Here is an 11529-nt window from a genome sequence, read left to right on the forward strand (position 1 = left end):
GCATCAGCCCCCACGCGCCCCCGCATCCGCTGCTGGGCCGTACGGGGGCCTACAGCGTGCGGCGCCGTCCTACGAGCCGCACGGGTGCTTCTTCACCGCGTGCGGGGCGATGTCCTCGACGAAGGCCGTGATGGCCTTGCGGCGCTCCTGGACGTCCTCGGGGTGGTGCTCGTTCTCGCTGCCGAAGTGGAACTCCAGCAGGAGGCGCTTGTCCTCGGGGGCGCCCTTCTCCTCGCACGGCACGGACAGCATCGCCGCCTCGTCCGCGACGGCCCCCTTGCCCTTCACCGGCATCTCACGCAGAGGCCTGACGTGGTGCTTCTGGTGGGCCTTCAGCGCGGGGACGGGATCGACCGAGCTGGGCAACTCCTGCTTCGTCCGCACGGTGGCCCAGCCGAAGACCACCGCCGGGTAGTGGTCCACCTCCACGGTGCAGCCGTCGTCGGAGTACAGCAGCGTGCGGTCCGTCTCCCTCAGCTTCTTCCCCTCGGGCGGCAGCAGGTCGCCGAGCGCGTCCTTGTCGACGGTCGTGCCGCAGACCTCGCCGGGGACGGCGAAGTCCCTGCCCTCGTCCGCGCAGCCCGTGAGGCCGACGGCGAGGGCGAGCGCCGCCAGGGCGCCCGCCGCCCGCCGGGCCGTGGTTCCGTGTCGCACGCTTCCGCTACTCCAGTCCCACGATGCGCTTGGCCTCGAGCTTTCCATGGTCGGCCGCGTCGGCGAATTTCCCCTGCACGCCCTTCTCGGTGATGTACCCCTCGCGGTCCTGCGCCCAGTGGCCGTGCTCCTCGCGCCACATCCTCGCGAACTCCTCGAGCTGGTTGCTGCGCACCTTGCTGGCGTCGATGTTCTGACCGGTGGCCTCGGCGGCGATACGGGCCTGCTCGTCCTCCGTCCAGTCCTTGGTGAGGGCGAACATGCCGTTGGCGGCGTGCACGCCGTACGGGCCGAAGACCGGGAGGGCGCTGACCTCGGCGACGCCCATGTACTTCCAGAACTCGTTCCAGCCCGCGTCCTTCTTGTCCGCCTCCGCCTGCTCCCCGATGGCCCGGTGCCGTGCCTCCTCCAGGAAACCGACGGCCCGGCCGCTGTTCTCCACGGCGTCCGTGGGGTCCTTGTGCTCGCGCTGGATGTCGTGGACCATCGCCTCGTTCATCGACTGGTTGAGGATCGCGTAACCCTCGGGCGTACGGGAGATCTGCTTGCTGACCTCCATCACCTGGGACTCGTTCAGCGGTCCGTTGCCGAGGCGCGCGCTCATGGTGTCGTAGACACGGTCGCCGTGGTTGCCCATGAGCATCGCCATGTCGTCGCGCAGCTCCGGCATCATGTCGTTCTTCTTCTCGGCCAGATTGTTCAGCACGTGCTTGAAGATCTCGTTGTGCCGGCCCGTGTGCTCCACGAACTTCGCGTCCGGGTCGTCGGGGTCGATGCCGCTGCCCGCGGCGAACATCGCGTCGCCGAGTGCCTCCGCGTTGCGCCGCTTGCCGTCCTCCCGGTACGGGTCCTCGGCCACGTAGTCGCGGTTGAGGTAGAAGTCCGCGTTCTCCTTGTTCGCGAACAGCTCGGTCGCGAACTCCGGGTTGTGGCTGGTGGCCTGGAGGAAGCCGGTCATCGGGTCGACCGCGCGGCCGAGCGAGGAGGGGTCGAGGTCGGTGCCCTGCCACTCGGCGCGGGACCACGCCTTGCCCTCGTCGCCGAGCTTCTTGTCGAACGCGCGCAGCCTCGACCCGTACTCCGCCAGGAAGTCCTTGTCGAACCTGCCCTTGCCCATGAGGCTGCTCATGACCTGGTAGCCGACCGGGTCGTGCATGGCGTGCATGTCCTTGTACGAGACGGGGCGCGGGCCCCAGTCGTAGATGCCCTGCTTCCACTTGTCCATCTGCGGGCTGTCGACGCGGCTGGCGGTGGCGAGGGTGAAGCTGAGGCTGTCGCGCAGGCGCGTCAGCTCCTTGCCGTGGCCGGACTTGGACCAGACCTCGGGGCCGTCGCCGGACATCAGGCGCCAGAACTTCAGCGTGCCCTCGGGGCCCATCTGCGTGGCGAACCGCTCGGCGAACTCGGGGTTGGTGCGCTGGAGGAGCGCCAGCTCGTTGAGCCTGGCGAGCTTGGTGGGGCTGAGGTCGCCCTTCTCGGCGGCCTTGGCGAGGTCCCGGGCGAGGTGGACCGCGCTGTCGGCGTCGAGCCGGCCGGCGACCTCGGTGGCGTCCTTGTAGCTGTTGTAGGTGGCGCCGGAGAAGTCGTTCGGGTCCTTGACCAGGAAGCGGAGGGTCTCGGCGAGGTTCCGCTCGGTACGGGCCGCCGCGATGAGGATCTTCTCGATACGTCCCTTGACCGCGTCGACCTTCCGCTGGGCGGCCTTCTCCTCCTGCTTGTCCGTGTAGCACTTGGTGGCCATCACGGTGCCGTCGCTCTTGATGATGACGTCCTGGCCCTTGGCCGCCTTGACCTCGTCGCGCAGGTCCTGCTGGTGCGTGTGGAGGCGCTTGCGGGCGATGGTGAGCAGCTTGTGGATGCTCCGCGCCGAGCGGGCCGCGTCGTGCACCTCGGCGGCGACCTTGGGGGCCATCTTCTGGACGCGCCGGGCGTTCTCGCCCTTCCAGGTCGCGTTGGCGATCTGCTTCTCGATGGCCGGGGCGTCGGCTCCCTCGCCCTTCCCGGACGACATGTCGCCGAACTTCTCCCTGATGCCGTCCCAGTCGGCGATGGCCTTGTCCAGCTTGCCGAACTCCAACTGGTCCAGGTCGCGGTAGGAGAGCATGTCCTTGGGCACGGTCGCTCCCCCCTACGCCTGCGCGGTGTCGTTGTTGTGGATCAGCCCCTGGATCCGCGAGAACTCCTTCTTCTGCGCGGCGGCGCCGAGCCCCGTCTCGATGTCCCGCTCGTCCTCGGTGTGGGCCTTGCGCGTGAAGTCGAGGTGGTTGGAGATCAGCGCGAACCCCCGCTTGAGGGTGGCGACCTGGGTGCCCCAGTTGTCGTTCACCTTGAGCATGGCGTTGGCCAGGTCGTCGAGCCCTCCGTCGTTGAGGAGGTAGATGGCCGCGTCGTGCGTGGTGACGCGGGCCTCGTCGCCGGCCTTCTGGAGGCGTCCGTGCAGCCCGAACGCGAGATTGCCGATCCTGCCCAGCTCGTCGTCGTGGACCGTGAGGTCCGAGGCGCCGCCTCCCGAGGAACCGCCGCCGTCCGGGGAGCCGCCGCTCCCGCCGTCTCCCCCGCCCCCGGCGCCGTTCAGCTCCATCCGCGCCGAGCGCTCTCCCGCTGCCCTGTGCTCCGCCCATTCCTGCTCGAACGACATCCGCACTCCCCGTGACGATGTCCCACTGTCCAAGATCCTGGAGGCCAAGTTAGGCCTGTCGGTCCATGAGGACAACGTGGTTACGAGTATCCACCGTTGAGGGCGCTTTCGTCCGGCGCGAAGCCGTACGACGGGTCCTGCTCGGCGGCGGCCTCCCGCGAGCCCCGTGCGTACGCGGAGGCGAACTCGACGGGTTCGGCGAAGCGCAGCGCCTCGCCGTCGAGGGCGTACGCGGTGCGCAGCGTCCCCGTGGCGGGCCCGCTCTCCCGGACCGCCTCCAGGGTCCCGCTCTCCACGGACCAGTCCCCCTCGGCGTACCAGCGCTCGCGCAGCTCCAGCACCCCCTCGGCCGGGCAGCTCCAGCCGAACCGGGTGACGGACAGGCTGCCCGAGGCGCTCGCGAGCACGCTCCAGCCGCGCCCGTCGGCGAGGAAGGCCAGGTCGCTGCTCTCCATCGCGCCCAGGTCGAAGGGCGCGCTGCTCCAGTGCCCGAGGAGCGCCGGATCGCGGTCGCCGCCGCGCGACGGCGGCGGGGTCACCCGCTCGCTCACCGGGTCACTCGCTCAGCGCGAGGTGGACGCCGAAGCCGACGATGGCCGTGCCGGTGACGCGGTCGAGCCCCCGGCGCGCGGCGGGACGGCGCAGCCAGCCGCCGATCGCCCGCGCGCAGCCGACGAGGACCGCGGACCACACGGTGCCGAGGAGGACGTGGACGAGGGTGAGCAGCACGCCGGTCGCCAGGTGCGGGGCGCCCTCGGGGATGAACTGGGGCAGCACGGCGACGTAGAAGACACCGATCTTGGGGTTGAGGACGTTGGTGAGCAGGCCCTGCCGCCAGCCCGCCGCGAGCGTGGGGCGCCCGCCGGACGGTGCGGGGGCCTCGACGGACGCGGCGTCCTCGCCGTCGCGTCGGCGGCGGAGCGTGGCGAGCAGCATCCTGCCGCCCATCCACAGCAGATACGCGGCGCCCGCCCAGCGCAGGATGTCGTAGGCGAGCTGGGAGGCCGTGAGCACGGCGGTGATCCCGGCGGAGGTGAGCGTGCCCCAGACCAGCGTGCCGGTCTGGATACCGAGGACGACGCCCCACGCGCGGCGGCGGTGCCCGACGGCGGCCGTCCGCAGCACGAGCGCGGTGTCCAGGCCGGGCGTGAGCGTGAGCAGCCCGACGACGAGCGCGAACGACCACAGAGCGGTGCTTATTGCCATGTGCACGCACTCTATTACGGGCATGCGCCGCCCGGACGGTCAGTGGTCCGTGACGCGCGTCTCGAACCAGGTCGTCTTGCCGCACGGCAGCAGATCGACGCCCCACCGGTCGGAGAGGGTGTCCACGAGGAAGAGGCCGCGCCCGCTGGTGTCCAGCTCGTGCACGGGCAGCAGGCAGGGCAGTCCGCGCGAGGGGTCGCGCACCTCGGCCCGCACCCAGCCGCTGCGCCGCGTCATCCGCAGCCCGAAGGTGTGCGCGCCGGTGTGCCGGACGGCGTTGCCGACGAGTTCGGAGACGAGCAGCACCGCGTTGTCGGTCAGGGAGGGGGGCAGGGCCCAGCGGAGCTGGAGGACGGACTGGGCGAGCTGGCGCGCCAGGCGCGCGGACTCGGGCCGGTTGGGGAGCTGCACCTCCCCCAGGGTCGGGTCGCCCACCTCGTCCAGTACCTTGCGCGCGGCCTCTTCGCCCGCCTCACCTGGGACTTCCGGAACCCGATCGGTCACGCCCGCCACATCTCCCTGTCCCGCCATGGCCACCATGATGGCGTCACCCGAGGGGCCCAGGGGACCGTTCACGGGGATCGGAGGAGGGGCGGCGCGGGCCTCAGGGGCGCCCGCGGCGCGGCGGTGAGCCGTACGGGTCACGCGCATCACGCGGTTGACCTGCCATGACATCCCGTACGCAAGTGATCACAACCGGCCACGAAGAGGCGGAAATCCGTGGCCACTTCAACAGAAGCGCGGTCCCCCACAGGTGGGGCGCGGAGGGGGAGCGTCGCGCGCCACCCCCAGCCACCCCCCACCCCGGGAGGCGACCTCGGCGTCGGTCAGCGGAACTTCGCCTTGCCGGGCCCGTCCTCGACGAAGCTGCGCATGCCGGTCTCGCGGTCCTCGGTGGCGAACAGCCCGGCGAACCAGGTGCGTTCGACGGCGAGGCCCGTGTCGATGTCCGCCTCCAGTCCGGAGTCGACCGATTCCTTGGCGGCGCGCAGCGCGAGCGCGGGCCCCTTCGCGAGCCCCGCCGCCCAGGCGTGCGCCTGCTCGTACACCTCGGCGTCCGGCACGACCCGGTCGACCAGGCCGATCGACAGCGCCTCGTCGGCCCGCACCTGGCGCCCGGTGAAGATCAGGTCCTTCGCCCGCGACGGGCCGACCAGCCGCGAGAGCCGCTGGGTGCCGCCCGCGCCCGGGATCAGGCCGAGCAGGATCTCGGGCTGCCCGAGCTTGGCCTTCTCCCCCGCGATCCGGATGTCGGCGCAGAGCGCCAGCTCGCACCCCCCGCCCAGCGCGTACCCGGTGACGGCGGCGACGACGGGCTTGGGGATACGGGCGACGGCGTTGAAGGACTCCTGGAGCGCGCGGGACCTGACGACCATCGCCGCGTGGTCCATCTCGCGCATCTCCTTGATGTCGGCCCCGGCGGCGAAGACCTTCTCCCCGCCGTAGAGCACCACCGCGCGGACGTCGTCGCGGTCGGTGGCCTCGGCGGCCAGCTCGCGCAGCTTGTCCTGGGTGGCGATGTCGAGCGCGTTCATCGGAGGACGGTCGAGGCGGATCGTGCCCACACCGTCGGCGACTTCGAGAGTAGCGGTCATAGGGGAAGGTTAACGGTCGTTACGCACGACGGGCCCGGTGCTGTCGCTCACAGCACCGGGCCCGCGCGTGACCGTCTCCGCTACTGCGGCGCGGTCCACTTCTCCCAGCTCATGTTCCAGCCGTTGAGGCCGTTGTCCGGCTTGATGGTCTCGTCCTGCGAGTTCTTCACCTCGACGACGTCGCCGACCATCGAGTTGCGGAAGAACCAGGCGCCCGGCGTGCCCTTCATGCCGCCGCCCCGCGCGTCGAACAGGCCCACGCAGCCGTGGCTCCCGTTGACCTCGCCGAACTGGCTCTTGGCCATCCAGTAGTTGCCGTGGATGAACGTGCCCGAGGTGCTCAGCCGCATGGCGTGCGGCACGTCCTTGATGTCGTACTCCCCGCCGAAGCCCACGGTGTCGCCGTTCATCCGGGTCACCTTGAACTTCTCGCTGATCACCATCTTGCCGTTGTACGTCGGGTTGGCCGGGCTGCCCGAGGTGATGGGGATCGTCTTGAGCTTCTCGCCGTTCCGCGTCACCGTCATGGTCTTCTTCTTCGCGTCCACGACGCTCACCTGCTGCCGCCCCACGGTGAACTTCACGGTCTTGCGCTGCTTGCCGTAGACCCCGTTGGAGCCCTCGACGCCGCTGAGATTGAGGTCGACGGTGACCTTGGTCCCCGCCTTCCAGTACTCCTTCGGGCGGAAGTCGAGGCGCTGGTCGCCGAACCAGTGACCCTGGACGTCGACCCCCGGGTCGGCCTTGACGGATATCGCCTTCTCGACCGCCTCGCGGTTGGCGATCGGGCGGTTGAAGTTGACCGAGACGGGCATCCCGGCGCCGACCGTGTCACCGTTCTCCGGCGTGAAGTAGCCGACGAAGGTGTCCTTCGGGACGAAGGTCGTGAAGGTGCCGTGCTTGGCGGACTCACGGCCCTCGGAGTCCTCGGCGACGGCGTCGACCGTGTACTTGGTGCCGGCGTTGAGGTGCGTCGCGGGCTTCCAGGCCGTACGCCCGTCGAGGAACCTGCCCTCGACGGTGTTGTCCTTGCTGTCCTTGACCTTCACCTCGGTGAGCTTGCCCTTGGCGGCCTCGACCCGCAGCTTGCCGGAGGTGGCGACCTCGTCGGCGCCGTCCTTGGGCGCGATCGTGACGACCGCCTCGGACGGGCCCTTGGCCTTCTTCTCCTTGTCGCCCGCGTCGGCGCCCGAGCTGCTTCCCCCGCACGTGGTGAGCACCAGCAGCAGCACGACGAGGAGGACCACCAGACCCGCGGCGGAGCCTCCTATGATCTGCTTCCGGCTCTCCCCGTTGAGCTTGTCCCTGGCGACAGTCTTCAGATCCAAGACGGCCTACTCCCCTCACAAGGCGCCGCGCACCCTTGTGCGCCCCCGAACCGCGCGCGTTCCGGCAGCACCCTCGAACGGGCGGCGGCGCGCGATGCCCTGTTAGATAACCACACCTCACAGAGGGCGGAGTTCCCGCGCGTGTCACCGTTCGGTCGCAGTTTTGAGGAGGGAAGAAGGAGGTGAAGGGAGTGGTCCGGCTTCGGGTGCTCTTGCCCGGGGATCATCCGCTCTTGCCCGAGTCGCCGGGGATTTGCCCGACTCCTACAACGTGCGAGCGCGCCGCGACCACAGCGTCCTACGAGGTCCCGCGAGGGGTCCTACGACGCCATCGCGGAGCCCGCCGTCCAGCGTTCCCAGGACATGTTCCAGCCGCCCAGCCCGTTGTCGGGCGCGACGGTGCGCTCCCGGGAGCCACGCACCGTGACCAGGTCCCCGATGAGCGAGTCCCCGTAGAACCGCCCGGCGGGCGAGCCCGCGCTGCCGCCCCGCTCGTCGCGCAGCCCGACGCAGCCGTGGCTGACGTTGCGCGCGCCGAAGGTGGAGCGTGGGGCCCAGTAGTTCCCGTGCAGGAAGGTGCCGCTGTCCGTCAGCCGCATCGCGTGCGGCACGTCGTCGATGTCGTACTCGCCGCCGAAGCCCACGGTGTCCCCGTTCATCCGTGTGACCTCGTACTTCTCGCTGATCACCATCTTGCCGTTGTACGTCGGGTTGGCCGGGGCGCCCGCCGTCACCGGGAAACGGGCTGCCACCTTGCCGCCCCGGTGGACGGTCAGCGTGCGGCGGCGCGCGTCCACCACGCTGCGCTGGTCCCTGCCGACCGTGAACCGGACCCGCTTGCGCTGCACCCCGTAAGCGCCGCGCGCGCCGCGCACGTCCCGCAGCCGCAGCTCCAGCGTGATCCGCGTCCCGGGCCGCCAGTACGTCCGGGGCCGGAAGTCCAGCCGCGAGCTGCCGAACCAGTGGGCCGCGACGGGCACGGACGGGCGCGCGGTCACCCGGATCGCGCGCTCGAAGGCGGCGCGCTCGGTGACGGGCCGGTTGAAGCGGATGGAGACGATCGCGCCGGTGCCCACGGTCTGGCGGTGCTCCGGGGTGAAGAAGCCGATGATCCGGTGCCGGGGCACCCGCGTGGTGAAGGTGGTGTGCCGGGCCACGCGCCGCCCGTGCCCGTCGCGCGCCACGGCGTCCACCGCGTACTCGCTGGCGAGCGCCAGCGCGGCCGGGCCGTCCTCACCGGCCGAGGGGCGCCAGCTCCGGCGGTCGTCGGAGAACTCCCCGGGCACGGGGACGCGTTCGCCGCCGCCCCTGCGGACGACCGTGACCCGCTCCAGCCTGCCCTCGGGGGCCGTGACCTCCAGCCGGGCGCGCGCCCGTACGCCCCGGGAGTCGTCGTCCGGGGTGATCAGGATCGCCTCCTCCGGCGGCTTCTCGTCGCTCAGCGGGCCGCAGCCCGCCGCGGCCAGCGCGCCGAGCGCGCTCAGCGCCGCCGCCCACCGCAGCAGCCGTCCCCCGCGCCGCCCCTGCCCCCGGGCGTGCCAGCGTCCCGGCTCCTGTCCCCGGCCCATCGCCGTCCCCTCCCTCTCGCACCGTCCTCCGTCCGGCGCAGGGACCAACGACGGGTGTCCCCCGGGGAAACGAATCATTTTGCGAGGGAAGCGCGGTAATGGGGAAGTATCGGAGGGAGGACCACGCGCACGCGGCCGGGACACCGCGCGCGGGGTCCGAACGAGCCGCGAGCCGCGGGAGGCGGTCACGTGTCGCACGCACCCGAACCGGGGGCTCTCACCGACGACCACGCCCCGTCGCGCCCCAACGGCCACCGGCCGGGCCGCGCCCTGCCCCGCCCCGAGGCCGCGCCCCCGCTCCGGCCCGCGCCGCACCCCGCCGGGGGTCCGGTCCCGCCGGTGTGGCCCGGCAGCCCGCAGCCGCTCGGCGCGCGCTTCCACACGGGTCCCGGCGGTGTCGCCGGGACCAACTTCGCCCTGTGGGCGGGCGGCGCCGAGGCCGTCGAGGTGTGCCTCTTCGACGACGAGGGGCGCGAGACGAGGCGCCCGCTGGCCGAACTCACGCACGAGATCTGGCACGGCTTCCTGCCGGGCGTACGCCCCGGGCAGCGGTACGGCTACCGGGTGCACGGCCGCTGGGACCCGTGGACCGGCGCCCGCTGGAACCCGGCGAAGCTGCTCCTCGACCCGTACGCACGCGCCGTGGACGGCGAGTTCACGCTGCCGCCCGAGGTGTACGGGCACGTGCGGGACTGGCCCCAGCAGCAGACCGCCGACACCGTGCGCGACGAGCGGGACTCGGCACCGTACGTCCCCAAGGGCATCGTTCTCGACGGTCCCGTCGGCCCCGACGGCCGGGACGACTGGGACGACGACCGCAGGCCGAAGACCCCGTGGACCGACTCCGTCATCTACGAGCTGCACGTGCGCGGCTTCACCATGCGCCACCCCGGCATCCCCGAGCGGCTGCGCGGCACCTACGCCGGGCTCGCGCACCCGGCGGCCACCGACCACCTCAAGCGGCTCGGCGTGACGGCCGTCGAGCTGCTGCCCGTGCACCAGTTCGCGCACGAGGACCATCTGCTGCGGCGCGGGCTGCGCAACTACTGGGGGTACAACTCCGTCGGCTACTTCGCCCCGCACGCGGGGTACGCGGCCTCCGGCACGCGCGGCCAGCAGGTCGGCGAGTTCAAGGGCATGGTGCGCGCCCTGCACGCCGCCGGGATCGAGGTCCTGCTCGACGTCGTCTACAACCACACGGCCGAGGCGGACGAGCGCGGCCCCACCCTCTCGCTGCGCGGCATCGACAACCGGGGCTACTACCGCCTCGCCCCGAACGACCCGCGCCGGTACGCCGACTACACGGGCTGCGGCAACACCCTGCACGTCGTCCAGCCCCATGTGCTGCGCCTCATCACGGACTCGCTGCGCTACTGGGTGCAGGAGATGGGCGTCGACGGCTTCCGCTTCGACCTGGCCGCGGCGCTGGCGCGCTCGATGCACGACGTGGACATGCTCTCGCCGTTCCTCGCGGTCATCGCCCAGGACCCGGTCCTGCGCCGCGTGAAGCTCATCGCCGAGCCCTGGGACGTCGGCAGCGGCGGCTACCAGGTCGGCGCGTTCCCCCCGCTGTGGACCGAGTGGAACGACCGCTACCGCGACACCGTCCGCGACTTCTGGCGCGGCGCCGCGCCGGACGTCCGCGACCTCGGCTACCGGCTCTCCGGCTCCAGCGACCTGTACGCCTGGGGCGGGCGGCGCCCGTACGCCTCGGTGAACTTCGTGACCGCGCACGACGGCTTCACCCTGCGGGACCTGGTGAGCTACGAGCGGAAGCACAACGCCGCGAACGGCGAGGGCAACCGGGACGGCACGGACGACAACCGCTCCTGGAACTGCGGCACCGAGGGCGAGACCGACGATCCGTCCGTGCGGGCGCTGCGGCACCGCCAGTTGCGCAACCTGCTGACCACGCTGCTGCTCTCGACCGGCGTGCCGATGCTCGTCGCGGGCGACGAGATGGGGCGCACCCAGGGCGGCAACAACAACGCCTACTGCCAGGACGGCGAGGTGAGCTGGGTCGACTGGTCCCTGCTGGACGATCCCGAGTGGGCCGGGCTGTGCGCGCTGGTCTCGAAGCTGGTCCGGCTGCGCCGGGCCCATCCCGTGCTGCGGCGCAAGGCCTTCTTCTCCGGGCGCCCGCAGGGGGCGGAGGGACTGCGGGACCTCGCCTGGTTCCACGCGCGCGGCGAGGAGATGACGGAGGCCGACTGGTACGCGCCGGGCACGACCCTCGGCATGTACCTCTCCGGGCGCGACATCCCCCAACGGGACGCCCATGGCCGCCCGGTGCGCGACGACAGCTTCCTCCTGCTGCTCCGGGCGGAGGACGAGGCGGGCGTCTTCACCTTGCCGGGCCCGGAATGGGGCGCGGGGTATGAGGTCGTGGTCGACACCTCGTCCGACTCCGTCGAGGACCCCGGCCCCGTGTACCCGGCGAGCACCCCCCTCCCCCTCCCCGCCCGCGCGGCCCTCCTCCTCAAGGCCCACCCCTAGCCACCCGGGGAACGGCGGAACGGTAGAGAGGAGCCCGGTAAAGG

The 11529-nt window shown here is 71.7% G+C and carries 10 protein-coding genes; 1 reads left to right on the top strand and 9 read right to left on the bottom strand.

Annotated elements, in window-relative coordinates; translation table 11 throughout:
- Nucleotides 1-69: 69 nt before the first annotated feature.
- The 9 genes from ABD343_RS35990 to ABD343_RS36030 form a co-directional block, all read right to left on the bottom strand.
- Nucleotides 70-654 (bottom strand): hypothetical protein, encoded by a 585-nt coding sequence (locus ABD343_RS35990; RefSeq protein ID WP_344534400.1) that lies wholly within the window; start codon nucleotides 652-654, stop codon nucleotides 70-72.
- 7 nt (nucleotides 655-661) lie between these two features.
- Entirely contained in the window at nucleotides 662-2770 is a 2109-nt protein-coding gene (locus tag ABD343_RS35995) for a DUF6571 family protein (protein ID WP_344534402.1), read from the bottom strand.
- Between the two features lie 12 nt (nucleotides 2771-2782).
- Nucleotides 2783-3292: a hypothetical protein gene (locus ABD343_RS36000; RefSeq protein ID WP_344534404.1), complete on the bottom strand. Its 510-nt coding sequence runs from the start codon at nucleotides 3290-3292 to the stop codon at nucleotides 2783-2785.
- An 80-nt stretch (nucleotides 3293-3372) separates the two neighbouring features.
- Nucleotides 3373-3843, bottom strand: coding sequence for a hypothetical protein (locus ABD343_RS36005; RefSeq protein WP_344534406.1), 471 nt, complete (start codon nucleotides 3841-3843; stop codon nucleotides 3373-3375).
- A 4-nt stretch (nucleotides 3844-3847) separates the two neighbouring features.
- Nucleotides 3848-4498 carry a LysE family translocator gene (locus tag ABD343_RS36010; protein ID WP_344534407.1) on the bottom strand — a complete coding sequence of 217 codons (651 nt, stop codon included), beginning with the start codon at nucleotides 4496-4498 and terminating at the stop codon, nucleotides 3848-3850.
- A 39-nt stretch (nucleotides 4499-4537) separates the two neighbouring features.
- Nucleotides 4538-5029, bottom strand: a complete 492-nt coding sequence (locus tag ABD343_RS36015; RefSeq protein ID WP_344534408.1) for an ATP-binding protein — start codon at nucleotides 5027-5029, stop codon at nucleotides 4538-4540.
- Nucleotides 5030-5325: 296 nt separating this feature from the next.
- Nucleotides 5326-6093 (bottom strand): enoyl-CoA hydratase/isomerase family protein, encoded by a 768-nt coding sequence (locus ABD343_RS36020; protein WP_344534410.1) that lies wholly within the window; start codon nucleotides 6091-6093, stop codon nucleotides 5326-5328.
- Between the two features lie 80 nt (nucleotides 6094-6173).
- Nucleotides 6174-7421, bottom strand: coding sequence for a L,D-transpeptidase (locus tag ABD343_RS36025; protein WP_344534412.1), 1248 nt, complete (start codon nucleotides 7419-7421; stop codon nucleotides 6174-6176).
- Nucleotides 7422-7741: 320 nt separating this feature from the next.
- Entirely contained in the window at nucleotides 7742-8989 is a 1248-nt protein-coding gene (locus ABD343_RS36030) for a L,D-transpeptidase (protein ID WP_344534413.1), read from the bottom strand.
- A 270-nt stretch (nucleotides 8990-9259) separates the two neighbouring features.
- Here ABD343_RS36030 and glgX point away from each other — a divergent pair, with 270 nt between their 5' ends.
- On the top strand, nucleotides 9260-11485 hold the full coding sequence (gene glgX, locus ABD343_RS36035; RefSeq protein WP_425578360.1) for a glycogen debranching protein GlgX: 2226 nt from the start codon (nucleotides 9260-9262) through the stop codon (nucleotides 11483-11485).
- Nucleotides 11486-11529 lie beyond the last annotated feature (44 nt).

It is taken from the genome of Streptomyces albiaxialis (assembly GCF_039530985.1).
Taxonomy (GTDB): Bacteria; Actinomycetota; Actinomycetes; order Streptomycetales; family Streptomycetaceae; genus Streptomyces; species Streptomyces albiaxialis.

Coding starts and splice junctions, on each gene's coding strand:
- ABD343_RS36020 (WP_344534410.1), bottom strand. CDS start 6,093: ATGACCGCTACTCTCGAAGTCGCCGACGGTGTGGGCACGATCCGCCTC.
- ABD343_RS36000 (WP_344534404.1), bottom strand. CDS start 3,292: ATGTCGTTCGAGCAGGAATGGGCGGAGCACAGGGCAGCGGGAGAGCGC.
- ABD343_RS36015 (WP_344534408.1), bottom strand. CDS start 5,029: ATGGCGGGACAGGGAGATGTGGCGGGCGTGACCGATCGGGTTCCGGAA.
- ABD343_RS36030 (WP_344534413.1), bottom strand. CDS start 8,989: ATGGGCCGGGGACAGGAGCCGGGACGCTGGCACGCCCGGGGGCAGGGG.
- ABD343_RS36010 (WP_344534407.1), bottom strand. CDS start 4,498: ATGGCAATAAGCACCGCTCTGTGGTCGTTCGCGCTCGTCGTCGGGCTG.